At 66.8% G+C, this 26,480-nt stretch carries 31 protein-coding genes; 12 read left to right on the forward strand and 19 right to left on the reverse strand.

The features are described 5' to 3' along the window. Position 1 precedes the first annotated feature (1 nt). Complete coding sequence (locus ACGFIF_RS20515; RefSeq protein ID WP_393156401.1) at positions 2-1,090, reverse strand: thiamine pyrophosphate-dependent dehydrogenase E1 component subunit alpha; 1,089 nt, start codon at positions 1,088-1,090, stop codon at positions 2-4. A 118-nt stretch (positions 1,091-1,208) separates the two neighbouring features. On the opposite strand from ACGFIF_RS20515, the gene ACGFIF_RS20520 reads away from it, so the two are divergent. Then, complete coding sequence (locus ACGFIF_RS20520; protein ID WP_393156403.1) at positions 1,209-1,697, forward strand: Lrp/AsnC family transcriptional regulator; 489 nt, start codon at positions 1,209-1,211, stop codon at positions 1,695-1,697. Here ACGFIF_RS20520 and ACGFIF_RS20525 read toward each other — a convergent pair. Then, a complete protein-coding gene (locus ACGFIF_RS20525) occupies positions 1,694-2,668 on the reverse strand; it encodes a LacI family DNA-binding transcriptional regulator (protein WP_393156404.1) in 975 nt (324 codons plus the stop codon). The two genes, ACGFIF_RS20520 and ACGFIF_RS20525, sit on opposite strands and share 4 nt — an antisense overlap. 79 nt (positions 2,669-2,747) lie before the next feature. On the opposite strand from ACGFIF_RS20525, the gene ACGFIF_RS20530 reads away from it, so the two are divergent. Next, the gene (locus tag ACGFIF_RS20530) at positions 2,748-4,061 is read left to right on the forward strand and encodes a Gfo/Idh/MocA family protein (RefSeq protein ID WP_393156405.1); all 1,314 of its coding nucleotides are present in this window, start codon (positions 2,748-2,750) and stop codon (positions 4,059-4,061) included. Here the strand turns inward: ACGFIF_RS20530 and ACGFIF_RS20535 are convergent. The 4 genes from ACGFIF_RS20535 to ACGFIF_RS20550 are packed head-to-tail and all read right to left on the reverse strand — an operon-like array spanning position 4,011 to position 6,531. After that, positions 4,011-4,553 (reverse strand): AAA family ATPase, encoded by a 543-nt coding sequence (locus ACGFIF_RS20535; protein ID WP_393156407.1) that lies wholly within the window; start codon positions 4,551-4,553, stop codon positions 4,011-4,013. The genes ACGFIF_RS20530 and ACGFIF_RS20535 overlap by 51 nt on opposite strands. Before the next feature lie 25 nt (positions 4,554-4,578). Next, entirely contained in the window at positions 4,579-5,022 is a 444-nt protein-coding gene (locus tag ACGFIF_RS20540) for a VOC family protein (RefSeq protein ID WP_393156408.1), read from the reverse strand. A 25-nt stretch (positions 5,023-5,047) separates the two neighbouring features. After that, a complete protein-coding gene (locus ACGFIF_RS20545) occupies positions 5,048-5,476 on the reverse strand; it encodes a hypothetical protein (RefSeq protein ID WP_393156409.1) in 429 nt (142 codons plus the stop codon). 23 nt (positions 5,477-5,499) lie between these two features. Next, a complete protein-coding gene (locus ACGFIF_RS20550; RefSeq protein WP_393156410.1) occupies positions 5,500-6,531 on the reverse strand; it encodes a magnesium and cobalt transport protein CorA in 1,032 nt (343 codons plus the stop codon). A gap of 227 nt (positions 6,532-6,758) precedes the next feature. Between ACGFIF_RS20550 and ACGFIF_RS20555 the strand changes: the two genes are divergently transcribed. Continuing rightward, on the forward strand, positions 6,759-7,730 hold the full coding sequence (locus ACGFIF_RS20555) for a 2-hydroxyacid dehydrogenase (protein ID WP_393156412.1): 972 nt from the start codon (positions 6,759-6,761) through the stop codon (positions 7,728-7,730). A 90-nt stretch (positions 7,731-7,820) separates the two neighbouring features. Here ACGFIF_RS20555 and ACGFIF_RS20560 read toward each other — a convergent pair whose 3' ends face one another. The 5 genes from ACGFIF_RS20560 to ACGFIF_RS20580 all read right to left on the reverse strand — a co-directional run bounded on the left by ACGFIF_RS20560 (position 7,821) and on the right by ACGFIF_RS20580 (position 10,107). Continuing rightward, the gene (locus tag ACGFIF_RS20560; protein ID WP_393156413.1) at positions 7,821-8,147 is read right to left on the reverse strand and encodes a DUF1048 domain-containing protein; all 327 of its coding nucleotides are present in this window, start codon (positions 8,145-8,147) and stop codon (positions 7,821-7,823) included. A 1-nt stretch (position 8,148) separates the two neighbouring features. Continuing rightward, on the reverse strand, positions 8,149-8,505 hold the full coding sequence (locus tag ACGFIF_RS20565; RefSeq protein ID WP_393156415.1) for a DUF1048 domain-containing protein: 357 nt from the start codon (positions 8,503-8,505) through the stop codon (positions 8,149-8,151). After that, positions 8,502-8,828: a PadR family transcriptional regulator gene (locus ACGFIF_RS20570; protein ID WP_393156416.1), complete on the reverse strand. Its 327-nt coding sequence runs from the start codon at positions 8,826-8,828 to the stop codon at positions 8,502-8,504. The genes ACGFIF_RS20565 and ACGFIF_RS20570 overlap by 4 nt, the downstream gene beginning before the upstream one ends. Before the next feature lie 208 nt (positions 8,829-9,036). Further along, the gene (locus ACGFIF_RS20575; protein WP_393156417.1) at positions 9,037-9,561 is read right to left on the reverse strand and encodes a DinB family protein; all 525 of its coding nucleotides are present in this window, start codon (positions 9,559-9,561) and stop codon (positions 9,037-9,039) included. A gap of 135 nt (positions 9,562-9,696) precedes the next feature. Further along, positions 9,697-10,107 carry a VOC family protein gene (locus tag ACGFIF_RS20580; protein WP_393156418.1) on the reverse strand — a complete coding sequence of 137 codons (411 nt, stop codon included), beginning with the start codon at positions 10,105-10,107 and terminating at the stop codon, positions 9,697-9,699. A gap of 152 nt (positions 10,108-10,259) precedes the next feature. On the opposite strand from ACGFIF_RS20580, the gene ACGFIF_RS20585 reads away from it, so the two are divergent. After that, positions 10,260-10,634 carry a VOC family protein gene (locus ACGFIF_RS20585; protein ID WP_393156419.1) on the forward strand — a complete coding sequence of 125 codons (375 nt, stop codon included), beginning with the start codon at positions 10,260-10,262 and terminating at the stop codon, positions 10,632-10,634. A gap of 64 nt (positions 10,635-10,698) precedes the next feature. Here ACGFIF_RS20585 and ACGFIF_RS20590 read toward each other — a convergent pair whose 3' ends face one another. Together ACGFIF_RS20590 and ACGFIF_RS20595 are read right to left on the reverse strand one after the other, a co-directional pair. Further along, a complete protein-coding gene (locus ACGFIF_RS20590) occupies positions 10,699-10,836 on the reverse strand; it encodes a hypothetical protein (protein WP_393156420.1) in 138 nt (45 codons plus the stop codon). 2 nt (positions 10,837-10,838) lie between these two features. Beyond that, positions 10,839-11,213, reverse strand: a complete 375-nt coding sequence (locus tag ACGFIF_RS20595; RefSeq protein WP_393156421.1) for a nuclear transport factor 2 family protein — start codon at positions 11,211-11,213, stop codon at positions 10,839-10,841. A 206-nt stretch (positions 11,214-11,419) separates the two neighbouring features. Here ACGFIF_RS20595 and ACGFIF_RS20600 point away from each other — a divergent pair, with 206 nt between their 5' ends. From ACGFIF_RS20600 to ACGFIF_RS20615, 4 genes are all read left to right on the forward strand, one after another. Then, entirely contained in the window at positions 11,420-13,357 is a 1,938-nt protein-coding gene (locus ACGFIF_RS20600) for a heparinase II/III family protein (RefSeq protein ID WP_393156422.1), read from the forward strand. A 119-nt stretch (positions 13,358-13,476) separates the two neighbouring features. After that, on the forward strand, positions 13,477-14,283 hold the full coding sequence (locus ACGFIF_RS20605) for a hypothetical protein (RefSeq protein ID WP_393156423.1): 807 nt from the start codon (positions 13,477-13,479) through the stop codon (positions 14,281-14,283). A gap of 39 nt (positions 14,284-14,322) precedes the next feature. Further along, positions 14,323-15,099 (forward strand): hypothetical protein, encoded by a 777-nt coding sequence (locus ACGFIF_RS20610; protein ID WP_393156425.1) that lies wholly within the window; start codon positions 14,323-14,325, stop codon positions 15,097-15,099. Between the two features lie 348 nt (positions 15,100-15,447). Further along, positions 15,448-17,346, forward strand: a complete 1,899-nt coding sequence (locus tag ACGFIF_RS20615; RefSeq protein ID WP_393156426.1) for a heparinase II/III family protein — start codon at positions 15,448-15,450, stop codon at positions 17,344-17,346. A 74-nt stretch (positions 17,347-17,420) separates the two neighbouring features. Here the strand turns inward: ACGFIF_RS20615 and ACGFIF_RS20620 are convergent, their stop codons facing one another. Then, on the reverse strand, positions 17,421-17,987 hold the full coding sequence (locus ACGFIF_RS20620) for a DUF664 domain-containing protein (RefSeq protein ID WP_393156428.1): 567 nt from the start codon (positions 17,985-17,987) through the stop codon (positions 17,421-17,423). Positions 17,988-18,063: 76 nt separating this feature from the next. On the opposite strand from ACGFIF_RS20620, the gene ACGFIF_RS20625 reads away from it, so the two are divergent. Then, positions 18,064-18,546, forward strand: a complete 483-nt coding sequence (locus tag ACGFIF_RS20625) for an NUDIX hydrolase (RefSeq protein ID WP_393156429.1) — start codon at positions 18,064-18,066, stop codon at positions 18,544-18,546. 10 nt (positions 18,547-18,556) lie between these two features. Here the strand turns inward: ACGFIF_RS20625 and ACGFIF_RS20630 are convergent, their stop codons facing one another. The 5 genes from ACGFIF_RS20630 to ACGFIF_RS20650 form a co-directional block, all read right to left on the reverse strand. After that, on the reverse strand, positions 18,557-19,561 hold the full coding sequence (locus ACGFIF_RS20630) for a methyltransferase (protein WP_393156431.1): 1,005 nt from the start codon (positions 19,559-19,561) through the stop codon (positions 18,557-18,559). A 51-nt stretch (positions 19,562-19,612) separates the two neighbouring features. Next, on the reverse strand, positions 19,613-20,305 hold the full coding sequence (locus ACGFIF_RS20635; RefSeq protein ID WP_393156433.1) for a hypothetical protein: 693 nt from the start codon (positions 20,303-20,305) through the stop codon (positions 19,613-19,615). After that, a complete protein-coding gene (locus ACGFIF_RS20640) occupies positions 20,305-20,697 on the reverse strand; it encodes a hypothetical protein (protein WP_393156434.1) in 393 nt (130 codons plus the stop codon). The genes ACGFIF_RS20635 and ACGFIF_RS20640 overlap by 1 nt, the downstream gene beginning before the upstream one ends. 129 nt (positions 20,698-20,826) lie before the next feature. Further along, positions 20,827-21,420 (reverse strand): GNAT family N-acetyltransferase, encoded by a 594-nt coding sequence (locus ACGFIF_RS20645; protein ID WP_393156435.1) that lies wholly within the window; start codon positions 21,418-21,420, stop codon positions 20,827-20,829. A 296-nt stretch (positions 21,421-21,716) separates the two neighbouring features. After that, the gene (locus tag ACGFIF_RS20650) at positions 21,717-22,514 is read right to left on the reverse strand and encodes an alpha/beta fold hydrolase (protein WP_393156436.1); all 798 of its coding nucleotides are present in this window, start codon (positions 22,512-22,514) and stop codon (positions 21,717-21,719) included. Between the two features lie 255 nt (positions 22,515-22,769). Here ACGFIF_RS20650 and ACGFIF_RS20655 point away from each other — a divergent pair, with 255 nt between their 5' ends. The 3 genes from ACGFIF_RS20655 (at position 22,770) to ACGFIF_RS20665 (ending at position 26,379) form a co-directional block, all read left to right on the forward strand. After that, positions 22,770-23,243 carry a DUF6325 family protein gene (locus tag ACGFIF_RS20655; RefSeq protein ID WP_393156437.1) on the forward strand — a complete coding sequence of 158 codons (474 nt, stop codon included), beginning with the start codon at positions 22,770-22,772 and terminating at the stop codon, positions 23,241-23,243. A 764-nt stretch (positions 23,244-24,007) separates the two neighbouring features. After that, positions 24,008-26,194, forward strand: coding sequence for a carbon starvation CstA family protein (locus tag ACGFIF_RS20660; RefSeq protein ID WP_393156439.1), 2,187 nt, complete (start codon positions 24,008-24,010; stop codon positions 26,192-26,194). After that, positions 26,191-26,379: a YbdD/YjiX family protein gene (locus ACGFIF_RS20665; RefSeq protein WP_393156441.1), complete on the forward strand. Its 189-nt coding sequence runs from the start codon at positions 26,191-26,193 to the stop codon at positions 26,377-26,379. Before ACGFIF_RS20660 ends, ACGFIF_RS20665 begins: the two co-directional genes overlap by 4 nt. Positions 26,380-26,480: the final 101 nt, after the last annotated feature.

The following is a 26,480-nucleotide window of genomic DNA, read 5'->3' on the forward strand; positions in this document are numbered from 1 at the left end:
CTCAGGCCTCCTCTCGCGCGAGCTCGTCCCGCAGGAACGCGGCCTGCTCCTTCAACTGCTGCGTCTGCTCGGTGTAGAGGTGCGCGAACAGGTCCGCCGGATTCACCGTCGGCTCGGGCATCAGGCCGTCTCTGAGCTCTGCGGCGATCTCCTGAGCTGCAGTCTCCGCCTGCTGCCTGACCGTGTCGTCGAGCAACCCCTCACCCATCAGGTAGGTCTCCAACCGCTTGATCGGGTCGCGCTCCAGCCACGGCGTGACCTCGTCGTCGTTGCGGTACCGGGTCGCGTCGTCGGCGTTGGTGTGCGCCTGCACGCGGTACGTGTGCGCCTCGACGAGCTGTGGACCCTCACCGGCTCGCGCCTTGTCCACGGCCTGCCCGAGGACGGCGAGCAGCCCGGCCAGATCGTTGCCATCGGCCCGTTCTCCGGGAACGCCGTACCCGATGCCCTTGTGGGCCAGGGACGGCGCGACGCTCTGCCGGGCGAGCGGCACGGAGATCGCGTACTCGTTGTTCTGGATGAAGAAGACGACCGGCGCGTGGAAGACGGCGGCGAAGTTCAGCGCCTCGTGGAAGTCGCCCTCGCTGGTGCCGCCGTCACCACACAGCGCCATCACCACGGTGTCCTCACCCTTCAGCCGCGCGGCGTGCGCGACGCCGACCGCGTGCGTGAGCTGGGTGGCGAGCGGCGTGGACTGCGGCGCGACCTTGCGGGCGTACGGGTCGTAGCCGGAGTGCCAGTCACCGCGGAGCAGGGTGAGCGTCTCGATCGGGTCGACGCCGCGGCTGACGATCGAGACCGTGTCGCGGTACGTCGGGAACAACCAGTCGCCCTCGCGGAGCACCATCGTGGCGGCGACCTGGCACGCCTCCTGCCCGTGCGACGACGGGTAGACGGCGAGCCGGCCCTGCCGGACGAGCGCGCTGGCCTGGTTGTTGATCCGGCGCCCCTTGATCAACTGAATGTAACCGTCGACCAGGGCTTCCTTGGTGGGAAGCCGGTACGACGGATGGTCGTGCGGTACGCCGTCCTGGTCGATCAACCGGACGGGTTCCGCGGAGGGGAGCAAACGCTCCTCGACGGTGGTCATGGACCCTCCTGCGCAGGAGACGGACGGTGGCCTCATCGTCATACTTCTGGCCAATCGAGGCCAGACCTGGGAAAATCACGAGACGTTTGGTCCATCGGCTGGAACCTCGAGGAGCAAGATGTCCGACGACCTGATGATCAGCCCCGCCCCACCTAGACAGATGGTCGTCGCCCCGGCACTCGACGAGGTCGACCGGCAGATCGTCGAGGCGCTCGGCCGCGACGGACGGCTCTCGATCCGGGCGCTGGCCGACCAGATCCACATCTCCCGCGCCAACGCCTACGCGCGGGTCGAGCGCCTCACCACGACCGGCGTGATCACCGGTTTCACCGCCACCGTCGACCCGCTGAAACTCGGCCTGGCCACGTCGGCATACGTCACTCTCAGTCTCCGCCAAAGCTCCTGGCGAACGCTGCGCGAACAGCTGCAAGCAATCCCCGAGGTCAAACACATGGCCCTGGTCGGCGGCGACTTCGACGCCATCCTCCTCGTCCGCGCACCCGACAACGAAGGCCTCCGCCGAGTGGTCCTCGAGAAACTCCAAGCCATCCCCGAAGTCCTAGCCACCCGCACCGCCCTGATCTTCGAAGACCTCGGCACCCTCTAACAGCCGCAGGAACGTCTGAGGATCAACTCCGTCGGGCAGGTCACTGCCTCTACTGCGTCCCGGCCGTCGATCAGGCGGGTGACGGCGGCCTGGGCTAGTTGTTCCAGGGGTTGACGTACGACGGTCAGCGGGGGCCAGCTGTACTCGGTTTCCGGGGTGCCGTCGAACGCGACCACCGCGACGTCCTCGGGCACCCGGAGACCGGCCTCGTGGATCGCGCGGAGGACGCCGACCGCTTGAAGGTCCGAGCTGGCGAAGATCGCGGTCGGCCGGTTTGTTGCTGCGAGCAACTCGCGGCCGGCGTCGTACCCGCCGCGGCGGCTGAAGGTGGTGCGTGCGATCGGCCCGGCCCCGAGCCCGGCGTGCTCGAGCGCATCCCGCCAGCCGAGCTCACGCTCCGGCGGGCGGCCGTCGCGGCTGCGGCCAATCACCAGGCCGACGGTGCGATGACCGTGCCCGATGAGGTGCTCGACACCTTGGCGAGCACCTTCGCGGTACTGCGATCTGACCGACGAAGCCTTGTGGAGAACGCGGTTGATCGCAACCACCGGAACATCGACGTCACTGAGATCCGGATCCTCGGTCGGCGCGACCAGGACCAGGCCGCTGACCTGGCGGGTGAGCAGTTCCGCGATCTTCGCGTGCTCGGTGTCCGGATCCCCGTCCGCGCTGGTCTGCAGGACGACGTACCCGCGGGCTGCGGCTTCCTTGTCGATCGCCTTGGCGAGCTCGGCGAACAGCGGGTTCCCGCCGTCCGGGGTGATCAGACCGAACGTGCGGGTGGTGCCCATCCGCAGCGCGCGGGCGGTCGCGTTCGGCCGGTAGCCGAGCACGCGGATCGCCTCCAGCACCCGCTCCCGCGTCTCCGGCGACACCCGCCGCGGGCCCTCGTTCACCACGTAACTGACCACGGCCGTGCTGACCCCGGCGTACTCCGCGACGTCGTTCCGGGTGACAGGGGCCTTCGTCATGTGCCGATGATACGGGCGTTGACCACTCCGGAAAGCGATTGCTAGCGTGATCAGCTACACGAGTAGAAAGGGGCCCGTCGTGCCCAGACGCTATGCAGTGGCAGGTACCGGTTCGCGAGCGCAGGCGTACATCCGCGCAATCCTCCAGGAGCACCCCGAAGAGGCCGAACTGGTCGCGTTGCTCGACCCGAACCCGGGCCGGCTCGCGTTCCACGACCGGCGGGTGAAGGAACTCGGCGGTCCGGAGCTGCCGCAGTACGGCGCCGACGACCTCGAGCGGATGATCAAGGAGCAGTCCGTCGACCGGGCGGTCGTGACGAGCCCGGACTACACCCACGCCTCCGTCGTCTCCCGGATCCTGCGCGCCGGCGCCGACGTGATCGTCGAGAAGCCGCTGACCATCGACGCCGACGGCACCCGGCAGATCGTCGACGCGATGAACGAGTCCGGCAAGTCGGTCGTCGTCACCTTCAACTACCGCTACTCCCCGCGCAACAGCGCGCTGCGGCAACTGATCGCCGACGGCGAGATCGGCACCGTCACCAGCGTCGAGTTCCAGTGGGTGCTCGACACCCGGCACGGCGCGGACTACTTCCGCCGCTGGCACCGGGAGAAGCAGTTCTCCGGCGGCCTGCTGGTCCACAAGGCGTCCCACCACTTCGACCTGGTGAACTGGTGGATCGCCTCCACCCCAGTGCGCGTGTTCGCCTCGGGTGGGTTGTCCTTCTACGGCGACGGCAACGCGGCCACTCGTGGCCTTGGGCAACGACCTGCGCGCGGTACGGTCGATGGTTCGGCCGAGGATCCGTGGCTGCTCGACCTCCGCAGCGACGACACCAACCGGCAGCTGTACCTGGAGAGCGAGCAGTACGACGGGTACATCCGCGACCAGGACGTGTTCGGTCCGGGGATCACGATCGAGGACAACATGGCCGTAATCGCGGAGTACGCGAACGGCGCCCGGCTGAGCTACTCGCTGAACGCGCACTCGCCGTGGGAGGGCTACCGGGTCTGCGTCAACGGCACCGAGGGTCGCGCCGAGCTCGAGGTCGTCGAGCGGGCCGCGGTGATCGACGACCGGATCGACCCGAGCTACCCGGCCGAGCGCGTCGTGGCGGGCGAGGTGCGGTCGGACGGCGAGCGACTGGTGCTGCAGAAGCACTGGGCGCCCGCGGTCGAGGTCGAGATCCCGCGCGGAGTCGGCGGTCATGGCGGCGGTGACCGGCTGATCTACGCCGACCTCTTCCAGGGCCCCGGCAACGATCCGCTCGGCCGCGCGGCCGACGTCCACGACGGCGTCCGGGCGGTTGCCGTCGGCATCGCCGCCAACCAGTCGCTGGTGTCAGGCCAGCCTGTCGTGATCGCCGACTTGGAGCTCGGCGGCTGGGTCTAAGCCCGTCTCGGTGAGGATGCGCTTGACGGTCATCTCCAGGGAGCTGGTCTGGTCGATGACCGTCTCGCGCGGCTCGTCGAGCAGGTCGGTGGCGTAATACCAGGTGGCCATCTCCTCGGCCGTGAACGCGGTCGCCTTCGGTCGCGTCGCGTGCCGCCGGACGGTCTCCTCCAGCGGGATGTCCAGGTAGTAGAAGTACGACGGGCCGGCGTGGTGGTTGGACAGTTGCGCGAGCATCTCGCCGTACCGGATCTTCGGCATGATGCCCTCGACCACGGCGTGGTAGCCGCGGTCGAGGGCATGCTGCGCGAGCTGCCGGATGGCCTGGATGTTGGCGCCGTCGGGCTGGTCCAGCTCCTGGAAGATGATCCGGCGGACGTGGTCCTGCTCGATCCAGGCGACGCCGCGGCCGTGCGCCTGCCGGATGCCTTCGACGATGGAAGTCTTACCTGACCCGGAGTTTCCTCGAACGACGATCAGTGTTGGCTCCACCGGTCGACAGTACCGCCGTGGCGGTCTACCAGGACGCGGGTTGGCCGGGGCGGTGGGTGCCGAAGGTCCACTCGTAGCCTTCGGGGTCCGCGACGCGGCAGCGGTAGTTGCCCCACGCGGTGTCGGCCGGCTCCCAGACCGACTCGGCCCCGGCCGCGACCGCGGTCTGGTGGATGGCGTCGACCTCGGCCTGGCTGTCGAACGCGATGTAGCTGCCGTGACCGACGGTCTCACCCTTGCGGATCGGCTTGTCGTAGCCTTCCTCGTCGGTGAAGAGGGTGAAGGCCACACCGCCGTACCGCATCTCGGCGTGCATGATGCCGCCCTTGTCGTCCGGCACCTCCATCGTGATCTCGAACCCGAACGCCTTCTCCAGCCAGCGCAGGGCGCCGACCGCGTCGCGGTAGCCGAAGTACGCGTGGAAGGTGGCGGTGTTGGTGTCAGGGCTCGTGCTGCTGTTCTCGGTCATGTATCCAGGATCTTCGAGGTAGCGGTCAGGTTCTGACCGCTACCTCGATGGATTGTGTTACTTGCGGCTCGAACCGGTCGTTCAGCTTCACCACCTGGGTGTTGTAGGTCTGGCCGTACGGCTCGGTCATCCCGTCCTGGATCTCGTCGTAGTTGGCGAATCCGGCCCACCATGCGCCGTCGTGCCGGTCCAGCCAGGTGAGCGAGCCGCGGTAGATGCCGAACGAGTAGGTGTCGACGTGGCGCATCGTCCGGGTGTCGAAGACCTCGATCGAGCTCTCCATCGGCCATTCCGGGTAGTTCGAGTGGACGGCGTACAACTTGCTGCCGACGACGACTCCGCTGTCCAGGTGCTTGAACGGGCCGTCGGTGTCGCCGGCCTGGTTGGCGTCGACTGCGGCGTACGACGTGAGCGGGGTCGCCGGGTACGACGGTGGTTCGGCGGCCGTCGTCATACCGACCGTGGGAACCTGGCGCGTCAGCTAGGTTGCCGAGCCGCGGCTTGCCTCACCGCGGCCTGCCGCGCCGCTCGCTGCCGGCGGAACCAGACCAGCAGGGCAACGCACGGGATGAGCAGGCCGCCGATACCGAAGACCAGGAAGTCCCACTCGGCGCTGATGTGGTCGACCAGCCAGCCGAAGTTCTGGCCGAAGAACCCGGTCACGAAGGTCAGCGGCAGGAACACCGTGGCCAGGATGGTGAGCTGCTCGATCGTCGCGTTCTGCTGGACGCTGACCTTGGTCTGCTCGACCGAGATCACCGCCATGTTCGCTTCGAGCACGGTCGCGAGCAGATCGCGTTGCGCCGCCACCTCCTCGTTCACCAGCACCACGTGGTCGTGCACGTCCCGGAAGTACGGCAGCAGGTCGGTGCTGCGTGCACCGCGCTCGATCGTCGTCAGTACGGCGAGCAGCGGGTGAACGGCCCGGTAGAAGTCGGTCACCTCGCGGCGCAGGAAGTAGATCCGCTCGGTCGGCGCGACCGAACCCGCGAAGACGGTGTGCTCGACCTGCTCGATATCGCGTTCGAGCTCGGCGACGACCGGCCCGTAGCCGTCCACGACCTGGTCGAAGATCGCCCACAGCACCGAGTTCGTGCCGGCCTTCAGCAGTTCGGGGCGCTGCTCGAGCCGGATCCGGGCGCCGTGCAGGTCGCTGGCGACACCCTGCCGGACGGTGATCACGAACGCCGGCCCGACGAACACGCTCACCTCGCCGAAGTCCACCTCCTCCCGCTCCTCGTCGTACCGGGCGGTGCGCAGGATGACGAGGCGGATGTCACCCTCGTACGGCTCCACCTTGGGGCGCAGGTGGAAGGTCTGCGCGTCTTCGACCGCGAGTTCGTGCAGGCCGAAGCTCTCGCTGACCTGGATGAGTTCGTCGACGGTGGGCTCGAACATCCCGAGCCAGACGAAACCGCCCTCCTTGCACCGGGCGGCGGCGTCCTCGATCGACATCGGACCGACGTGCTGGCGGTGCCCGTCCCGGTAGTAAGCGCAGTCGATGATCATGGTGGCCTCCTCCCCCGATCGTCGGCCCTATCGGCGACAGGAAATAGGGTTGGCTGCGAAGGCACGGTGAACTTCGGTGCCTTGCGTGTGCCTTCTCGGTGCTTCTCGGTGCCTTCTCGGTGCCTTCTCGGTGCCTTGTCGGTGTCTTGTCGGTGCCTGGAGAGTGCGGGTTGGGTTCCTGGTGCGGTCGGTGTGGTTCGGTGAGGATGTTGGGCGAGGAGGAACTTATGGGACTGCCAGTGGTGCTGATGCCGGGACGGATGAACCCGGTGGTCGCGGAAGGTCTGGACGGGAAGGTCGAGCTGATCCGACTCTGGGAAGAGGCGGATCCTGATGCGGTGCTCGCCAAGCGGCGGGACGAGATCGTTGCCGTCGCTGCCGGCGGGACGCGGATCGACGGTGCGTTCCTTGACCGGTTGCCCAACGTGCGGATCGTGGCGAGCTTCGGGGTCGGCTACGACCAGATCGACGCGACGGCCGCTGCCGAGCGCGGTGTCGTGGTGACGAACACACCCGGCGTACTGGACGACGAGGTGGCCGACACAGCCCTCGGTCTGCTGCTGATGACGGTCCGCGAGCTGCCCCAGGCCGAGCGGTACCTGCGCGCCGGCAAGTGGCAGGACGGCCCGTATCCGTTGACCAAGGCAACATTGCACGGCCGCCGGATGGGCATCCTCGGCCTGGGCCGGATCGGCCAGGCGATCGCCGACCGGGTCACCCCGTTCGGCGTGTCCGTTGCCTACCACAACCGGCGCCGCAAGGACGTCGACTACCGCTACTACCCGTCCCTGGTCGAGATGGCCCGCGACGTGGACATCCTGATGATCGTCATCCCCGGCGGCGACAACACCCGACACCTGGTCAACGCCGAGGTCCTTGAGGCGCTAGGCCCCGACGGCATCCTCATCAACGTGGCCCGCGGCACCGTGGTCGACGAGGCAGCCCTGGTCGACGCGCTCCGCAGCGGCACCATCCTCAGCGCCGGCCTGGACGTCTTCGAGGCCGAGCCAACCGTCCACCCCGGCCTCCTCGACCTCCCCAACGCCGTCCTTCTCCCCCACGTAGGCTCCGCCACCATCCCCACCCGCAACGCCATGGGCAACCTGGTAGTCGAAAACCTCCTCAACTGGCTCACCTACGGCACCCCGATCACCCCAGTCCCCGAATCAGCCGAGCTCGTGAAACGCACCGACGGCTGAGCGCGCCTGTCACCACCCCAGTCAGCATCCCGTCGCCCACCCCCGGGCGCGCCTCACACCAGCGCACCTCCGACGCGTGCCCGCGCTGACTTACTTCTCGGCCGTGCCAGGTTTGCCGCTGATGGACTCCTGATAGATGTCCGCGTAGGTGCGCGAGTCCTTGATCAGGTCGTCGCAGAAGGCAGCCACGTCGTTACCGATGAGCTCCAGGACTCCCTTGCCGGCCGCGACGCCCTCCCCGAAGAAATCGACAATCCCTGAGAGCAGGGTCCCGTCAGACAAATCGACCGGTCCGACCTTGAAGAAGTACTTCTGAATCTCCTTGTAGACGATCTGATAATCCGGCGGGAGCGCTTTGACCCGCGCCCTGTGCGCTCGCCACTGCTTCTTGCCTTCGATGATGTCTTGGATGCCCACGTCAGCCTCCTAGCCGGCCCAATTTCCTTGCGACGTTCCGGTTCAACTGCTCGCGCCACCGGTCGCGATAGCTCCGAGCCTCTTCTCCGCCGGCCAGCGCCGCGCTGAAGCCCTCGATGTCGTCACCCACTACCTGATAGATGCTTTGTCCATCGGCCGCTGTCTCTTCGAGCAGCCCCAGAGCGCCGTCGAGGATTGGCATCAGGTTTCGACCGGTGAAGTCCGAGTAGGGAGAAAGATGACCCTTGATCTCGTCCCACGCCGCCCGGTAGTCGTTCGGCAATGCCTCGGCCCGGGCTTCGAACGCCTTCCATTCCCTGGTGAGGTCGCTGCCGGTAATGGTCTCCCAGAACGTCATCTCCCGCCCTCCTTGAGCTTGTCGATTCGTGATGAGAGGTACTCCCATTTCGCCCAGAACCTCCCGAGTTCCGCGCGCCCCGCGTTGTTGAGCGCATAGAACTTGCGCGGCGGTCCCATCCCGGATGGTCGTTTCGTCACCTGAACGAGCCCGTTCTTCTCCAGTCGCACCAAGATGGTGTAGACCGTCCCCTCGACGACGTCGTCGAAGCCGAGTTCATTCAACTGACGCGTGATGGCGTACCCGTAGGTCTCCTCGCTGCCGATGATTTCAAGCACGCAGCCCTCGAGCGTGCCCTTCAACATCTCCGTCAGGTCGTCCATCGCGGGTCTCCTCGCCGAACCTCCCAGTACTGCGTACTACCGAGTACCACTATACAGTATCACGGAGTAGCCCGGCGAGCGGCGGAGCTCCGGGGGGACTGGTCACGGCTCAACAGGCTCGTCCGACGCGCAACCAGCCTGTACCGCTGGGATGCGCGGGCCGCCACTCGCCGCCCGCCTCCCGCCGCCTTCCAGTTGGCGGCCGGTCTCAGCTGGTGGGGCGTTCGGAGTCGGGGAGGTCCCAGATGCGGTTGTGGGTCCAGGCGTATTCCCAGGCCTGGATGTCGGGGGGCTCGATGCCGAAGCCGGTGAGGACGGCGCAGACCTGTTCGCGGTGGTGGTTGGCGTGGTTGATCGCCTGGGCGATGAAGATGCCGACCCGGGTGCCGCGGGTGTTGTTGTCGACGATCAGCACACGTTCGACGTCGATCGGCTTGGCCAGGAACTCCTCCCAGAGTGCACCCGCCTCGTCGTTCCAGCGTTCGAGCGTGTCGAAGTCGGTCGTCTGCTCGCTGTCCACCCAGTCGAGCGGGCTGTCCGCGATCCGGCGCAGGTAGCCGCCGTCGCACCGGACGATGTGGTCGAGGGTGGCGAGGATCCCGCCGTACGTGCCGACGCCGGTCACTTCCAGCTGTTCGGCCGTGAGCTTCTGATCACGACAGAACTTGATCAAGCTCTTCGTCGCCCAGTTGTTGTGCCGGATCGGGTCGTACAGCAGGTCGTTGAGTCCCATGCTGTTCACGGTAGACCTGCCGCCACCGGCCGCCGTACCCAATTTCCAGCCGGCACGCCATCGGTCGCACCGCTGTGCCGGTACTGCGCCCGCCGTCCGTCCGGCAGGCGCAACAACCCCATCGTCAGCTCGTGATCAGCTCTGGCCGGAGATGTTCACCATCCAGTTGATCCCGAACTTGTCGGTGACCATGCCGAACTCGTCACCCCACATCTGCTTCTCCAGCGGGACCGTCGCCTTCCCGCCGTCGGACAGCCTCTCGTAGTACCCACGCAGTTCGTCGCCGTCGCCACTCAGGCTGATCGCGATGTTGTCGCCCGGGTTGTACGTCATGCCCTGCGGCGTGTCCGAAGCCATCAAGGTGAAGCCGCCCGGCGTCTCGAGCTGGCTGTGCATCAGCTTGTTCTCGTCGTCCGGGCCGCTGCTGGCGCCGAACTCGGCGAACGTGTTGGTGGCCAGGTCCCCGCCGAAGATGCCCTGGTAGAACTCCATCGCCTCCCGTGCGTTGCCGTCGAACTGGATGTACGGATTGAGCCGAGACGCCATCTGACTGCCCTTCCCCCTCAGTGGAAAACACTCTTGCCCCGCACAGTAGACCCGGCCGCCGACAGTCCGCGAGACCCTGCATTCCCGACCCCGAGCGGTCACCGGCCGTACGCCGATCGTTCGCGCACCACCCAGCCGGTTAGGGTCTCGGCATGATCCCGCGACACATCACGATCGACGCCGGCAACCCGTACGAGCTCGCCAAGTTCTGGAGCACGGCCACCGGCTGGCCGATCGCGGACGGCGACGAGCCCGGCGACGACGAGGTGCTCGTGGTCGCGCCGGCACCGGTCCCCGGCTTGCTGTTCATCGCCGTACCCGAGTCCAAGTCGGTCAAGAACCGTGTCCACCTCGACTGGGTCCCGGACCAGCGGACCCGGGACGAAGAGGTCGAGCGTCTGCTCACCGCCGGCGCCACCATCCACGAGGACCACCGCCGGCCCGACGGCCGCGGCTGGGTCACCATGCACGACCCCGAGCACAACGAGTTCTGCATCGAACGCAGCGAGGCAGAACGCTCTACCTGACCCACAGCAGGCCCGCCTGCGGACCCACAGCACGCCACCTGATCCTCAGCACGCCGCCCGACCATCAGTTGGCCGGCTGTCGATCACCGTCGGCCGGATCGCCGAAGCCTTCTGAACAACCTGCGGTCCGGCCCTGCGGTGCGGAGGCCGAACCGACGACCCCGGTGACCAGGCTGACGACCGCGGCTACGGACTCAGGCATCGTCACATGATCGCCGTTGCTTGGGACCAGCGGATCTGCCAGCCATTCGTCGTACGGCGGTAGCAGTCGAGATGCCAGGCCTCCAGTTCGTCGGGTTCGCGACCGCCGACGGCGATCTCGATCGTGGACTTGTAGCGCAGTACGGCGACATCCCCGTCGAGCATCACGTCGATCGCAGACACCGGCTCGAACCGCCGGTAGTCGATCTCACCCGACGCGATCCCACCCAGATACTCGGCCTTCGACCACGAGTGCCCGCTCGGCGTGACGATCACGAAGTCGTCCGCATGTACTGCGTCCGCGTCGGCAACCCTCCCCTCCACCAGGCACCTCAGCCGCTCCTGCTCGATCTGCCGCAACCCCTCAGCATCCGCCATGCCAAGAAACCTACCGCCCACCAAGCAACAAGGTGGCGGCTACCGAGAGTCATGGCGCGGGCACGCTCTGAGCGTTACTGGTGCCTTGGGCAAGGAAACGCAACTTTTCTCAGCTGGTGACCATCGTGCCGGGTGTAGGGGTTTCTGACCGCCGCCTGGGGCGCGGGTGAGTGGGGTGGGGGAAGGTCATGATCAGGTGGGTTTTGGTGACTGGGCTGGTGGTGGCGGGGGTCGCCAGCAGCGGCGGCGTGGCCACGGCGCAGGTCGCGGCGGACAATCCGGGGATCGTGGTCGCGGAGGATCTGCCGGAGCTGCCGGGGGCTCAGTTCGTGCCAGGGGCAACGAATGTGATCCCGGCGACCGAGGCGCCGGCGAACGACATCAAGGCGGGGAGCGCCAAGGCGATGGCGGAGGAGGAGGCGGCGGCTGCCGGGACGTACACGTGTCCTGGGTTCAGCTCGGTCGACGACGCGACGCCGTTGTCCTACCTCATGCAGGACTACTACGCCTGGGGCGGCTTCAAGGCGTACAAGGTCGGCAACGGCAGCGGCAACATCAACTGGAAGCTCAACCCGTACAACAATCCCAGCTGGTACATGTGGTTCCACTCCCTTCGGTGGCTGGGGCAAGGAATCATCGCGGCCAGTCAGGGTGACGCGAACGCTATCGCGCGCGTGACCACGATCGTGAGCGACTGGGTGATCGACAATCCCTATTCCTGGAAGGGAAATGTCGGCGCCTGGGAGTCGACGATGCACCGCACCAACGTGATCATCTGCACCCGGCAGGCGGTCCTGGCCGGCTTGAAGGTCACCACACTCCCACCGCGGTACCTCTGGCTCGACAAGGCCCTGCTCGACCACGCCGCCTTCCTGACCTACAACTGGAGCGGCGCCTGGAACCACGGAACCGACGAGAGCATCGCGCTGTTCGGCGTCGGCTGCACGCTCAACCGCCAGGACTACAAGAACCTGGCGCAGCAGCGCCTCGCCGCCGGCATCACGACCGCGATCGACTCGCAGGGTTCGACCAACGAGCAGTCGACGGCGTACGCCCAGTTCAACTACTCCCTCTGGGGCCGTGCCGCCGACGTACTGCGTGCCTGCGGCGCCGACCCCGGTACGACGATCACCGCGAGACGTGCCCTGATGGCGAAGTGGCTGGCCCTGGCCACGAACTCGCTGGGCGATCTCCACCAGATCGGCGACTCCGAGGTCGTGCGTACGGCGCCCGTCGCCGGCACCCCACTCGAGTACGCCGGAAGCGGCGGGACGGCTGGAGTCACGCCGCCCTGGCGGGTCGGGTTGTACTCAGCCGGCTACGTCTTCGGTCGCTCCGGTTGGGGCACGAGCGCCACATTCGCGGACCAGGCGTCATACAGCATCAGGTACGGACCGGCGCGCAGGTTGCACGGGCACAGCGACCACATGTCGCTCACGTACGCCGCCCGCGGCCGGGACATCGTGATCGACGGCGGGCACGCCGGCTACCAGAACGACGCCTGGCGGACCTGGGCGAAGAGCCCGTTCGCGCACAGCTCCATGACGACGCCGCTGTCGGCCGACCGGCTGCCGGCCACCAAGCTGACCCGGTACGCGCTCAACTCGACGTCCGACTTCTACGAGTTCTCCGACGCACCCGGGACCGGGATCAGCCGCGTCCGCGCCACACTGGTGGTCAGGAATCCGGATCTGGTCGTCACACTCGATCGTGGGTCGGCCAAGACCTCACAGCAGTTCCAGACGCTGTGGCATCTGCCGTCGGATCAGCAGGCGACGGTGTACTCGCGGACGACCGCAATCGCGATGCGGGCAGGTGACGACACTCGGACGATCCTGTTCCAGGTGCCGTACCGGCAGGCGCTCCCACGCGGGGCGATCCTGCTCAAGCAGGCGCAGACCCGCCCAATCCAGGGCTGGCACTACCCGAAGATCACCACCCGGCGTTCGGCGCCCACGCTGATGTTCGCGCGGGCCGGCAGCACGGCGTCGATCCTGTCCTTCATCGCACCGGTACGGGCGACCGGCTCGGTCACGTACCGCACCCGCTGGTCCGGTACGACGTACGTGGTCGACCTGACCGTGGCCGGCGTACGGACATCCATCGGAATTACCGCTGGCGGGTCACTTGTCCGCCTTGCTTGAATCGGTGCTGCTCGGAGGGCCCGCCACGCGGTGGGCCCTCCGTCATGCAACGGATGGAACCGCTGATCGCGTCGAGACATGTAGAGAGGTATGACTTGTACCTGGGGGGTGTTGGGCTCTTGAGACATCGACGCAGCTTCCGCGAGCACATCGGAGGCCCGCTCGTCGCCATCGGGGTGACGCTGGTCATCCTGACGCTGCTGGGTGGTGTGCTGGTGTTGCTCGAGCCAGGCAAGCCGCACGTCTCAGTGCCGGTCAGCAGCGTGTCCGGCGGAGCGCGGTCGGTGAGCCCGGGGGCGTTCGGCTCGGGGACGCTGGGTCCGTGGCAGGATCTGGTCAAGCGCATCTCGTCCGACGACGACATCCGGGACGCGCTGATGTTCAACGGGGTGTTCATGTTCGGCGACTCGATCGCCGTCCAGGACGGCGCGGCCCTGGAAGAGCTGCTCAGGAACCGGACCGGTGACTCCATCGCCGTCCACGACTGGTCGGGTCAGCCGACCTCGGCGGCGGTCGACGCGTTGGAGGACTGGGAACGACGGTTCGGGCTGCCCAGCCGGATCGTGATGGCAGTCGGCTCGAACGACATCTTCGACCCGCCGGCGTTCGCCGCGCAGGTCGAGCGGGCGATGCACATCGCCGGGCCGTCGCGGACGGTCTACTGGGTGAACGTGCACGTCAGCCGGGTCCGGCAGCCGGCCGCCGTCCGGGCGGCCGATCTGGCCAACAGCGCCTGGATCAACCAGCAGCTCGGGCAGGCCGCCGTACGGCACCCGAATCTGCGGATCATCGACTGGGCCGAGTATCTCGCGACGCAACCGGGTGGGGCGGCGAAGTACCTGCGGGACGGCATCCACACCTCTGAGCCGGTCGGCCAGAACGCCCGCAACGACCTGATCGTCGGTGCGCTCACGAGTTCCCGCTGAGCTTGGCAACCTCCTCACCGCTTCCCGCGTCATCAAGGTGTGCCTCGTCATCCTGCGCTCGCCGCCCGCGGCACGGTGACATCCGCGGTCATCATCACGGTGCTGCTCGTCACTCTGCTGACGCTGATCCATCTGGAGGCGCCGAGCGCGCACGCGAAGAACAGTGCTCCGGCAACGACAAACACAGGACGTTATGGGTCGGGCACGCTCGGTCCGTGGCAGGCGCACGCCAAGGTGATCTCGAGCGCGGCGCACATCCGGCATGTGGTGGCGACCAACGGGGTGGTGCTGTTCGGCGACAGCATCGCCGTACAGGACGGGGATGCACTCGGACGCCTCCTTGCCCGGCGGGCTGGTACGACGTTCGCCGAGCACAGCTGGTCCGGTGAGCCGACGTCGGCCGCGGTCGACGCGATGGCGATCTGGGCGGAACAGTTCGGGCTGCCGGACCGGATCGTGATGGCGGTCGGGTCGAACGACATCTTCGATCCGCCGGCCTTCACCGCCCAGGTCGACCGGGCGATGCGGATCGCGGGACCACACCGGACGGTGTACTGGGTCAACGTGCAGGTCCGGCGGACGGACGAACCGGCCGCGATCCAGCTCGCCGATCAGCGCAACAGCGAGTGGATCAACCTGCAGTTGGCGCAGGCGCAGCGGCGCTACCCGAACCTGCGGATCGTGCACTGGGCCGAGTACCTGGCGGCGCGCCCCGGAAGGTTGCGAACGGATCTCCGGGACGGACGGCACACCACCGTGCCCGCCGGGCAGACCGCGCGGAACGGCCTGATCCTGCAGGAGATTCTGGACCACTGACCCTGCCCGGAAGGGCAACGAGGGAACCGGAGTAAGGGGTCCGGACAACTTTGTTGTGTGTGGGGACATCAATACATGCAGAGGAAAGCATTCGACTCTGGGGGGACCGATGACGGCGAGCACCATGCTGGAGTGACCAGCGGTACGACGCCTTGGCCGCGGCGATGCAACGTCGGAGCGGTCGACGAGCGTTTGTAGAGCAGCACCTGTTGGAGCAACAGCCCTGAGCGCCGCCACCTCGGGCATCGCGAGAAACCACCTGACCAGTCCTAGGGCCCCGTCCGGCCCGAATTCAGGTCTAGGCCAGAATGAGCACGCCCTTGGGGGGCTTGCAGTGAGGAACCAACCATGCCCGCGAAACGCCTTCGCAAGGCCGGAACGACCCTGCGACTGAGCCTCGCCCTGCTGCTGAGCGCGATCGTCGTCGTGACATCCCTGGTGATCCCGTGGGGTAGCTCGACGCCCGAGGCCGCACCGGATCCGACCGTTGCCCGGACACCCGAACCGCCCACGCCGACCGCCACTCAGGCGCCGAAGCAGAACGTCTACACCTGCCCGGCGTACAGCGGGATCGATCGGACCAACCCGCTGGCCAACCTCTACCGCGACACCTTCACCTGGGGGACGTCGGCGCCGTACCAGGTCGGCAACGGCAAGGGTGATGTCGACTGGAGCCTGAACCCGTACGAGAACCCGAGCTGGTACATGTGGTTCCACTCGCTGCGCTGGCTGGGAAAGGGCATCACCGCCGCCGGCAAGGGCGACAAGCAGGCACTGGCCCGGGTGAGCGCGATCGCCCGCGACTGGGTGAAGGACAATCCGTACACGTGGAAGTCGAACATCGGCGCGTACGAGTCGACCATGCACCGCACGAACGTGCTGATCTGCTTGCGGCAGGCAACGTTGACCGCACTGAAGACGACAAAGCTTCCGCTCTCGTACACCTGGCTGGACAAGGCGCTGCAGGAGCACGCGTGGTTCCTGCAGAAGAACTACAGCGGCGACTGGAACCACGGCACCGACGAGAGCGTGGCCCTGTTCGGCATCGGCTGCACGCTCAACCGGCCCGACCTGAAGAAGATCGCCGCCGATCGACTGTCCAGTGCGATCAAGACGTCGATCGACACCCAGGGCTCCACCAACGAGCAGTCGACCGCTTACGCGCAGTTCAACTACTCGCTCTGGGGACGCGCGATCGACGTACTGCAGAAGTGCGGTGTCGACCCGGGTACGACGATCAAGGCGCGCCGGCGCGAACTCGCCAAGTGGCTCGCGCTCGCGACCAACTCGCTCGGCAACCTGCACCAGATCGGCGACTCCGAGGTGGTGAAGACGGCGCCGGTCGAGGGCACGGTCCTCGAGTACGCCGGTACGCTCGGCCGGCGCGGGATCCGGCCGAGCCAGCGGATCGGGATCTTCGACGCCGGATACATCTTCGGCCGGACCGGGTGGGGTGAGACCCGGCCGTTCACGCAGGAGTCGACGTACAGCATCAGGTTCGGGCCGGCGCGGAAGCTGCACGGGCACGAGGACCACACCTCGGTCACCTACACCTCGCACGGTCGCGACATCCTGATCGACGGCGGTCACTCCGGATACAAGTGGGACGACTGGCGGAGCTGGGCGAAGAGCCAGTTCTCGCACAACCAGATGACGGTGTTGTCCACGGCAACGGAACACCCGGTCACCAAGCTGAACCGGTCCTTGATCAGCGCGACCTCGGAGTTCTACGAGTTGAGCGACTCGCTGGGCAAGGGGATCAATCGGACGCGTGGGGTGCTGGTGCTGAAGGATCCTGATCTGATGGTCGTGCTGGATCGCGGGACGTCGGTGTCGGACGAGGAGTACCAGACGCTGTGGCATCTGCCGTCGGATCAGAAGGTGACTGTCCAAGGTAGTGGTTCCGCCGTGGCTGCGCGGCCGGGCGACAAGGTGAAGACGGTGTTGCTGCAGGTGCCGTTCCAGCAGGAGACCACGCCGATCCAGGTGGCGACGGGGGCGACCGACCCGATCCAGGGCTGGCACTACGAGACCATCAACACCCGCAAGCCGTCGCCGGTCGTCATGTTCACCCGGTCCGGCCGGTCGGCGTCGATCCTGTCGGTGATCGTCCCGGTCCGGACGAACGCCGCCGTCAGCTACACGACCACCGAGCAGGGCGGTCGACTTCTGATCAATCTGATTGTCGACAAGGTCAAGACGACGATCGCGGTCGCGCCGGACGGCACCCTGCAGCGCGTGAAGTAGCTGTTGGCTGCACGCGGCCGGTGTACCAACCTGCGGGTTGGTACGCCGGCTTCGGTGAGTTGTTGGGTGAGCCGTCAGACGCGGGCACCGACGGGCTGCCAGCCGGCGGGTGGGTCTTCGCCTACTCGGCCGTCGATGGCTTCGCGGAGGAGGTCGGCGTGGCCGGTGTGGCGGCCGTACTCCTCGATGAGATCGCAGACCAGGCGGCGGAGGCTGGGATGGCGTCCGTCGGGCCAGGAGATGTGGGCGAGCTGGTCGAGTCCACCGTCCGCGATGGCGGCGGCCAAGCGGGCGCGGGACCGCTCGACGGCGCCGTCCCAGAGTGCATAAAGCTCTTCGGGCTTGTCGTCGGCCGCGGAGCTGAACTCCCAGTCGTTGTCGTCCTCCCACCCGTTGTCGACCCACGGCCCACCGATCGGCTCACCACGAAGCTTCACGTTGAACATGTAGTCCTCGTTCGCCGCCAGGTGTTTGAGCAATCCACCAATCGTCAACGAAGACGCCCCGACCCGAGCCTGCAACCCGGCCGCATCCAGCCCGTCAGCCTTCCACCGGAACGTCATCCGCAACCTCTCCAACGCCCCAACCAGGTGCTCAACCTCAGTCCCAGCCAGCGGAGGTTCCCACGGAGTCTCAGTCATACCGCCACGCTATTCCCAATTCCGGACAATCCCCTTCCGGAACCAAACGCGGGAAGTGAGCCTCTATGCTCGGCGGATGCAGCGGTATGCCGGGGTGATTGCGCAGTACGACCGGAAGGTCGCCCTGGTGCGCGATCGCTACGAAGCGTGGGACGAGGCGTACTGGAACTTGCCGAGTGGCGGGGTCGAACCAGGCGAGTCACCTACGGCCGGCGCCATCCGCGAACTGCGGGAAGAGGCCGGCCTTCACGCCACGGACGAAGCGCTCCGCCTCGTCTGGACCACCACAGTCACCAGGGCCGGCGAGACCCTGTCGCAGTCCTGGAACTACGTGGCCGCGGTGGAGGACCCGACGCTCCGGGTCGACGATCCCGACGGCACTGTGACTGACGCAGCCTGGTTCACACCGCAGGACGCCGTACGACTCCTGCACCAGATGCCCTATCCACCCATCGCGGTCCCTGCCCTCGCCTACCTGCACACAGCGGCCCACGCGATCTGGACGTTCACCCTCGCCGGTACGACGGACTGGACCTGGCAGTCAGATCCGCTCCGTTAGATGTACCCAGCTACTGAGCAGGCACCGCCTCGATCACGAAGAAGTCGCTGGCGGTCGCAACCGTGCGGGTGAGGTCGAATCCGGCAGCCGAAAGCAGCGAACGGTACTCGTCCGTCGTCCGTTCCTGGCCACCCGCAACCACGAGCATGGTGAGGTCGGAGAACGCCGTACGCACCGGATCTGGACACAGGTCGAGCAGTTGCTCTACCAACAGCAGGCGACTGGTCGCCGGCATGGCGCGGCGGCAGGTGCGCAGGATCTCGACCGACTCCGCGTCCGCCCAGTCGTGGATCACGGACTTGAGGACGTAGGCGTCGCCGTCGGCCGGAACAGATTCGAAGAAGCTGCCCCCGACGACCCTGCAGCGCTCCGCCACCCCGGCCGCCGCCAGCAACTGCTGCGCGCCGGCCGTGACGTCAGGGCGGTCGAACAACACCCCTCCGACCGACGGGTACCGCGACAGAACCGCCGACAGCAGCAGCCCACGACCGCCGCCGACGTCCACGACCGTGCCGTATTGACCGAAGTCGTACGCCTCGACAACGGCCTCGGCCACCACTCCGGACAACGCCGTCATCGCGCCGGCGAAGAAGTTCTGCTCCTCGGGATGCTCGGCCAGGTACTCCCAGACCGGCTTCCCGTGCACCGCCTCGAACCCGGTCTCACCGGTGCGCACGCTGTACTCCAGCGAGGCATACGCCTGCCAGTGGTACGGCCGGCCGACGAAGCGCGCCCAGCCGGCCACTGACCGTGGCACATCGTTCCGGAAGGCGTCACCGAGCTCGGTGTTCGCGAACCTGTCGTCGCCGCTGTCGACGTACAGTCCGACCGCGACCAGCCCCCGCATCAGGCGGCGCAACGACCGTGCGTCCGTACCCGTCGCCTCGGCGAGCTCAACCACGCTCCTCGGGCCGTCAGCGAGCAGATCACTCAATCCCAGCGTCGCGGCGACATGCACCGCCTGCGAGACCTGATATCCGGTGACCAGGCGGTGCAACTGTCGGGAAGCATCCATGAGGCATTGTGCTGCCGGACGTCGCCGTATTCGAGGGGGCGCGGCCGATTGCTAGGCCAGGAGCTCGAGGTACTCCGTCAGACGGGGATCTTCCGGGACGCGCGCGAGTCGTGGTTGAGCGTATTCGAGGATCCAGCGCTTGATGTCCGTCGTGAGGTCGATCGTGTTGGACCATCCGACCGTCAGCTCGCCGCCGAGCAGTTCGCCCGCCCACCACAAGCAGAGGTCCACAGCGTGCAGATCCGCGGGACCTGGCGGCTGGGCGTTCCACACGTCGAGCCACTGCCCGAACGGTACGGGCGTCGTCGCGAGGAAGCTGAGTACGACGCGGGCCTCCGGCCGACGTGGGTACGACGAGAGCGTCGCCTCCCACCAACGGTTGCACACGGCAAGCATCGCCGTACGCTCGTCCTCGGCCCACGTACTCCAGCAACCGGCCGTGACCAGCCGCTCCGCGATCAACTCCTCGTCGACGTGGAACTCGTCACGGACCAACGGCGCCATGATCCTCGGCGTGAGCTTCCGGTACAGGTTGGCGAAGTCATCCCAGTGATCCGGGCCCTCGAACGCGGCTCTGGAGACCAGGTCCGACGGGATCGCACCGACCGGTCCCGAGAGCGCCACCGCGTCCTGCTCGGCGTAGCAGGAGCCGCAGTAGTCACTGGCGTCTGCCTCGACATCCGCGAGTACGTCAGCCAACCGAAGTAGAGCCGCGTCCAGAGCGGCTTCAGGTCCCCCGAGCATCAGCTCTCGGGTTCCTGGGCGAGCGCCAGGGCTTCTCGGTGCTCGGCCTGCGCCGTGCGCAGTGTCCAGAGGAAGCTGCCCAGCACGAAGAGGATGCCGAAGACAGCGACGACTCGAAGCGGCCACTCGGGCCTGATCGCCGCCACCCACACCAGGCAGCCGATCACCCCCGCGCCGGCGACCCCGATAACCACCGCGGTGGCGACGGCACGCTGCTTCGTCCACGGCCTCGGCGCCGGCGGATTCCGCACGTACCGAAAGAGCAGGACACCGAGCACGACCGCCCCGAACGCCGGCGAAAGCGCCGCCCGCAGCCCATCCGTCACCACAGCCCCCACCGTCGCAACAACAAGCATCCCAAACGCGACCCCAAGCCCCACCCGCTTACTCACTCCCGAATGCTAGGCGCCGGCCAACTCCACCACCAGCATCATCAACTCCGGCTGCTCACCGTCATCGCCCGCACCGACTTCAGACGCCCAGGACTCGGAAGCCGTACTTCAGCTCGCAGGCGCGGAGGGTCAGGGGGCGGGAAGCGGCACGGATGATGGCTGCCACTCTCGCTTGATCAGGCCGTAGACCCACGAGTCCGAGACTTCGCCGTTCACGATGCAGTCCTCACGCAAGGTGCCTTCTCGCTTGAATCCGAGCTTCCCGAGGACGCGGGCGGATGCTGCGTTGCGCGTGTCGGCCTCGGCCTGGACTCGGTTCAGGTCCAGCGTGTCGAATGCCCACTGCAGCACGGCGCGCGCGGACTCCGTCGCGTAGCCGTGGCCCCATGCTGCCTCGTTGAAGCAGTAGCCCATCGACGCGCTGCGGTAGTCCGGGTTCCACCCGGTCAGACTGCACCAGCCGATGAACGTGCCGTCGGAAAGCCGGTCCACGGCCAGCCGCGCCCCGGTGCCTTCCTCTGCCATCTGCCGGCAAGCCGTTATGAACCGCTCGGCGCGCGCATGCTCGCTCCAGGGCGGCGAATCCCAGTAGCGCAGTACGTAGGCACTGCTGTGCAGCGCGAAGAGAGCGTCCGCGTCAGCGTCGCTGAACGGACGCAGCCGCAGGCGAGCGGTGCGCAGCGTAGGGGTAGGCAGGGACATGCCCTCGCCGTCTACTGCCATGTTCTGTCACCTCCATCCAAGCCACCCGCAGAAGTTCTACCAGCCATGCGCGGCGCACACACACTCAATTTGGCAGGGCTGTGCGTCGTTGGTCTTGTCAGTCGCGGCAGGCAGGGAAGTCACGCAAGGCGCGAATCGACGCGGCCAGCGGGAGCGTGCGGGTGATGTCGATTCCGCGTCAAGTTACTGCGACGGTCATCGAAGTTGCGACTGGTTCTCGGGGCTTCGAGGTGTCGGTCCCAGGACGGGCCGCCTGCGTTCAGTCAGCAGGTGAACGGTTCGAATCCATACCTCCGTCAGCCGGCGAGGAAGAACCCCAAGCTCAAGCCGGCTGCGTGCTTGGAGCTCGCCGGGTACATGTGGCCCTTGCCGGGGAAGAGCACCGCCCGCCCGTTTGGCACGCCAGCGGCGGTCCTCCTGAAGAGGTCCTCGGAATAGAAGGGATCTGTCGTCCCACCCAGCACGAGCGTGGCGGCCTGGACACGATGGAGGCCCGGCTCCGCGTCAAAGGAATCCTCGGCCGCCACCGTGATCAACATGTCGGCCGGATCATCAACGGCAAGACTCCGCCCCGCGAGCCAGCCCAATCCCCACAAGGGAGGCCTGAGTAATCCTGGCGCCACCATCCCGGTCAGGTTTGCCCATGCCCGACGGACATCGCCTTCGGTCGTCAGGCGCGCAAACTCCGCCTGCGTACGCCGTCCTGCCGGTGACAGCCGGCATGCGGCTGAAGCAACCACCAACCTCTTCACCAGCTCGGGCCGGTCAATCGCCAGCTGCAGCGCCACAGATCCGCCCGTCGATGTTCCATGCACCATGACAGGCTCGCCGATGTCGTTCTCGATCGCCACGGCGTAGTCCGCGGCGATGTCCGTCATGGACGATCCGGGCGCCAGACCGGGTCGACGGTTGGCCAGGAATACCGTGAAATGCTCGGCGTACGGGGCTGCTCCAGACAGGTATATGCGGCGCCACAGACCGGTCGGGTTGGCGTGCTCAGCACTGAGACCAGGCATCATGACCAGCGGAGGTCCTTGCCCCAGCCGCAGGTAGGGCAGACCGGACGAAAGTGTGCCCTCGGCTACGGCCACCATGGCGTCCACACTACGCCGAGGAGCGACGGTTCCAGGGCAGCCCGGGTAGCGGCAGCAGCAGGCGTGGCGGACGCCGCCGCGCGGTTTACGACGCCAATCGTCCCGCAGGGGTGATGCGGTGACCCGAGTTCTGCCGGATCGTCGGTTGAGTACCCGGATTGCAGGTCGTCGGGACTCCGGCTCGTGCGTCGAGCGGCGCCATCCGGACGTCACGGATCGAAGCCATCCAACAACTCTGACCGCTGGAGGTCGAGCATGACTGTCAACATCGATGAGCTGGGGCCGGTCGACTGGGTCGTCGTCGAATTCCCGGGTACCAAGCTGACCGGCGAGATCGCACCGATCCTCGCCGAGTACGTCGACCGGGGCCTGATCCGGATCCTCGACCTGCTGTTCCTCACGAAGAACGCGGACGGCAGCTTCGAGGCGTTCGAGTCGACTGACCTGGAGGACAGCGAGATCGGGCAGTTGCGGGCGTTCGAGACCGGGATCGCGATGCTGCTCAGTGAGCAGGATGTCGAGGACCTCGCCGAGACCATCGAGCCCGGCAGCTCGGCCGCGGTACTCGTCTGGGAGAACCTGTGGGCCGCGCCGTTCGGTGCGGCGGTGCGGCACGCCGGCGGCCAGCTGGCCGCAAGCGGACGCATCCCGATCCAAGCGGTGTTCGCCGCGATCGAGGCCGACGCCGCAGAGGCCGAAGCGACCAACAAGACCGAGGAAGGTGTCTGAGATGCCACTTGCAGCCCGACGCAGGCGCAGGACCGCAGCAGCCGTAGGAGGTGCCGTGGTCGTCGCACATGGCATCAACCGCCGCCGCGACCGGCGGGACGACCGGCGGGACGACCGGCGTGACGACCGGGGTGACCGCCGCGAGGACCGCCGCGACTGACACAACCGTCAAAAGATCTCCGGGGCCGTCTCTCCTTGCCCACCCAGGGGATCAGAACCCGTTCGCACCACGACCCGCACCACGAGGCGCTGTGAACGAAGAAACCCCGGGCGCAGAGTGGCCTCTGACCTGGGGTTTTTGGGTGGAGCCTGTGTCTACCGGGCCGAGATGAACGATGCCCAAAGCAACCGTCACACCTGGGGCCCCGAGACCAATGGGAGGCCCTGCATGGGGATTGTAAGGTGCGGATCCTGTTGTTGCTCTCGGCAATTATCGGGTCGGACTTGAGCGGGATCACTGGCATGGCGTCGACCGCCCGGCCGATCGTCTACCCACTCGGCGCGACGGCGCTGCCGCTGTGTGGTTCGCGTAGCCGATCGACCTGATCGGCAACCGGTCCAATCTGTTCGACACGGTCAGCTGGTGGGATGACGCCCTTCGGTCGAACTGCGGACGGCGTACACCGACACCCTCGGCGCACTCCTCGCCGGCCAGATGCCAGATGCCAAGTCTGTTGGACGCGGAAGTTCCGTGCCAGATTGGTAAGTACATCAGTGCGGGCCCCTTTTCGGCCGACGCGAAGCGCGTTCGACGAGGAGTATCCATGTCTACCAACACCGAAGAACGTCACGGGCCGACCGGCGGATCTGAGCGGATGTCGCTGAGGTCGCTGCTGATCTGGGGTGCGATTGCGGTGGTCGGCGCCGTCTGCTGGGCGGTACTGGCGTTGGTCCGCGGCGAGCAGATCTCTGCGCTGTGGATCCTGTTCGCGGCGCTGTCGTCGTACTTCATCGCCTACCGGTTCTACGCCCGCTTCATCGCGTACCGAGTGCTCCAGGTCGACGACACCAGGGCGACACCGGCCGAGCGGCTCGAGAACGGAGTGGACTTCGACGTCACGGACCGGCGCGTGCTGTTCGGTCACCACTTCGCCGCCATCGCCGGAGCCGGTCCGCTCGTCGGGCCGGTGCTCGCCGCGCAGATGGGGTACCTCCCCGGCACCGCCTGGATCATCGTCGGGGTGATCCTGGCCGGCGCCGTCCAGGACCTGATGGTGATGTTCTTCTCCATGCGCCGCGACGGCAAGAGCCTGGGCCAGATGGTGCGCGAGGAGATCGGTGTCGTCGGCGGCACCGCGGCACTGATCGCGGTGTTCGCGATCATGATCATCATTCTGGCGGTGCTGGCGCTGGTGGTTGTCAACGCGCTGGCGGAGTCGCCTTGGGGCGTCTTCTCGATCGCGCTCACCATCCCGATCGCCCTGTTCATGGGCTTCTACCTTCGCTTCATCCGGCCGGGCCGAGTCATGGAGGTCACGGCGATCGGGGTCGCGCTGTTGCTCCTCGCGATCATCGGCGGTGGGTTCGTCGATGATTGGGGGCTCGCGAGCACATTCACGCTCTCCAAGGAGACGCTGACGCTCTGCTTGGTCCTGTACGGCTTCTTCGCCTCGATCCTCCCCGTCTGGATGCTGCTCACCCCGCGTGACTACCTGTCCACGTTCATGAAGATCGGCGTGATCGTGCTGCTCGCGGTCGGCCTGGTCCTGGCCAACCCGCTGCTCGAGAACGAGGCAGTCACCGAGTTCGGGCGCGAAGGCACCGGTCCCGTGTTCGCCGGAAAGCTGTTCCCGTTCGTGTTCATCACGATCGCCTGTGGCGCCCTGTCCGGATTCCATTCGCTCATCGCCTCCGGCACGACTCCGAAGATGATCTCCAAGGAAAGCCACGTCCGCATGATCGGTTACGGCAGCATGCTGATGGAGTCGTTCGTCGCGATCAGCGCCCTGATCGCGGCGTCGGTGATCGACCAGGGACTGTACTTCGCCATCAACAGTCCTGCCGGTGCCACCGGCGGGACTCCCGAGGCGGCGGCGGAGTTCGTGCGCACACTGGGCTTCACGATCAGCCCCGCCGATCTCACCAACGCGGCGCAGTCGATCGAGGAGCAGTCGCTGATCTCGCGCACCGGCGGTGCGCCGACCCTGGCGTTCGGTATCTCACTGATCTTCACCGAAGCGTTCGGTGGCGGGCTTGCCGCGTTCTGGTACCACTTCGCGATCATGTTCGAGGCGCTGTTCATCCTCACCGCCGTCGACGCCGGGACCCGCGTAGGCCGGTTCATGTTGCAGGACACGATCGGGAACCTGTGGCGGAAGTACGACGACATTTCCTGGAAGCCGGCCTCCTGGTCCGCCAGTGCGATCGTCGTCGCGCTGTGGGGCTACATGCTGTACGTCGGTGTCACAGACCCACTCGGCGGCATCAACCAACTGTTCCCGTTGTTCGGAATCTCCAACCAGCTGCTCGCCGCCATCGCCCTCACACTGTGCGTGACGCTGCTGATCAAGCACGGCAAGGCGAAATGGGCCTGGGTTCCGGGGATAGGTCTCGTCTGGGACCTGATCGTCACCATGACCGCGAGCTGGCAGAAGGTCTTCTCCGACAACCCGAGCATCGGGTACTTCAAGCAGCGCTCGGTGTACCAGGAGTCCATCGACAACGGCGCGCTTCGCGCGCCTGCAAAGGACATGGACCAGATGCAACAGATCGTCACCAACTCCACTGTCAACGGCGTGCTGCAGTTGATCTTCGCGCTGCTGGTGATCGTCGTCGTTGTCAACGCGTTCGTCATCTGGTTCAAGGCCGTGAGGGCGGGCGGACTGCCGACGACCGAGGTGCCGCACCAGCCGTCGCGCCTCGTCGCGCCCTCCTCGTTCTTCGCCACCAAGGAGGAGAAGGAAGCCGTGCGCCGGAACGAGGAGCTCACCCGGGCGGGAGACGAGCGATGAGGTCCGCTGTCATCCGGGCGGGTCGCGGGATCCTCTGGTACCTCCGCGAGGCGACCGGCGAGGCGAAATGGCACGAGTATGCCGACCGGTGCCGGCGCCAAGGCGTCGTACCCATGTCTCGTCGGGAGTTCGAGCGTCACCGGGCCGACCACAACGAGCACAACCCACAGTCCCGCTGCTGCTGACTGCGGAACTACTGGCAGGACTTCGGCGTCGCGTCTGCGCTACCAGCGTTTTGGTAACACGGCCGTCCGCAGCTCGAGTACGCAGCCGATCTGACCATCGG

Origin of the sequence: Kribbella sp. NPDC049174 (assembly GCF_043197365.1) — a bacterium.
Taxonomy (GTDB): Bacteria; Actinomycetota; Actinomycetes; order Propionibacteriales; family Kribbellaceae; genus Kribbella.

Bases quoted from the DNA above. Each gene is read 5' to 3' on its own strand.
- ACGFIF_RS20515 (WP_393156401.1), bottom strand. From the start codon at position 1,090: ATGACCACCGTCGAGGAGCGTTTGCTCCCCTCCGCGGAACCCGTCCGG.
- ACGFIF_RS20520 (WP_393156403.1), top strand. From the start codon at position 1,209: ATGTCCGACGACCTGATGATCAGCCCCGCCCCACCTAGACAGATGGTC.
- ACGFIF_RS20525 (WP_393156404.1), bottom strand. From the start codon at position 2,668: ATGACGAAGGCCCCTGTCACCCGGAACGACGTCGCGGAGTACGCCGGG.
- ACGFIF_RS20540 (WP_393156408.1), bottom strand. From the start codon at position 5,022: ATGACCGAGAACAGCAGCACGAGCCCTGACACCAACACCGCCACCTTC.
- ACGFIF_RS20545 (WP_393156409.1), bottom strand. From the start codon at position 5,476: ATGACGACGGCCGCCGAACCACCGTCGTACCCGGCGACCCCGCTCACG.
- ACGFIF_RS20550 (WP_393156410.1), bottom strand. From the start codon at position 6,531: ATGATCATCGACTGCGCTTACTACCGGGACGGGCACCGCCAGCACGTC.
- ACGFIF_RS20555 (WP_393156412.1), top strand. From the start codon at position 6,759: ATGGGACTGCCAGTGGTGCTGATGCCGGGACGGATGAACCCGGTGGTC.
- ACGFIF_RS20565 (WP_393156415.1), bottom strand. From the start codon at position 8,505: ATGACGTTCTGGGAGACCATTACCGGCAGCGACCTCACCAGGGAATGG.
- ACGFIF_RS20570 (WP_393156416.1), bottom strand. From the start codon at position 8,828: ATGGACGACCTGACGGAGATGTTGAAGGGCACGCTCGAGGGCTGCGTG.
- ACGFIF_RS20575 (WP_393156417.1), bottom strand. From the start codon at position 9,561: ATGGGACTCAACGACCTGCTGTACGACCCGATCCGGCACAACAACTGG.
- ACGFIF_RS20580 (WP_393156418.1), bottom strand. From the start codon at position 10,107: ATGGCGTCTCGGCTCAATCCGTACATCCAGTTCGACGGCAACGCACGG.
- ACGFIF_RS20585 (WP_393156419.1), top strand. From the start codon at position 10,260: ATGATCCCGCGACACATCACGATCGACGCCGGCAACCCGTACGAGCTC.
- ACGFIF_RS20590 (WP_393156420.1), bottom strand. From the start codon at position 10,836: ATGCCTGAGTCCGTAGCCGCGGTCGTCAGCCTGGTCACCGGGGTCGTC.
- ACGFIF_RS20595 (WP_393156421.1), bottom strand. From the start codon at position 11,213: ATGGCGGATGCTGAGGGGTTGCGGCAGATCGAGCAGGAGCGGCTGAGG.
- ACGFIF_RS20615 (WP_393156426.1), top strand. From the start codon at position 15,448: ATGCCCGCGAAACGCCTTCGCAAGGCCGGAACGACCCTGCGACTGAGC.
- ACGFIF_RS20620 (WP_393156428.1), bottom strand. From the start codon at position 17,987: ATGACTGAGACTCCGTGGGAACCTCCGCTGGCTGGGACTGAGGTTGAG.
- ACGFIF_RS20625 (WP_393156429.1), top strand. From the start codon at position 18,064: ATGCAGCGGTATGCCGGGGTGATTGCGCAGTACGACCGGAAGGTCGCC.
- ACGFIF_RS20630 (WP_393156431.1), bottom strand. From the start codon at position 19,561: ATGGATGCTTCCCGACAGTTGCACCGCCTGGTCACCGGATATCAGGTC.
- ACGFIF_RS20635 (WP_393156433.1), bottom strand. From the start codon at position 20,305: ATGCTCGGGGGACCTGAAGCCGCTCTGGACGCGGCTCTACTTCGGTTG.
- ACGFIF_RS20645 (WP_393156435.1), bottom strand. From the start codon at position 21,420: ATGGCAGTAGACGGCGAGGGCATGTCCCTGCCTACCCCTACGCTGCGC.
- ACGFIF_RS20650 (WP_393156436.1), bottom strand. From the start codon at position 22,514: ATGGTGGCCGTAGCCGAGGGCACACTTTCGTCCGGTCTGCCCTACCTG.
- ACGFIF_RS20655 (WP_393156437.1), top strand. From the start codon at position 22,770: ATGACTGTCAACATCGATGAGCTGGGGCCGGTCGACTGGGTCGTCGTC.
- ACGFIF_RS20660 (WP_393156439.1), top strand. From the start codon at position 24,008: ATGTCTACCAACACCGAAGAACGTCACGGGCCGACCGGCGGATCTGAG.
- ACGFIF_RS20665 (WP_393156441.1), top strand. From the start codon at position 26,191: ATGAGGTCCGCTGTCATCCGGGCGGGTCGCGGGATCCTCTGGTACCTC.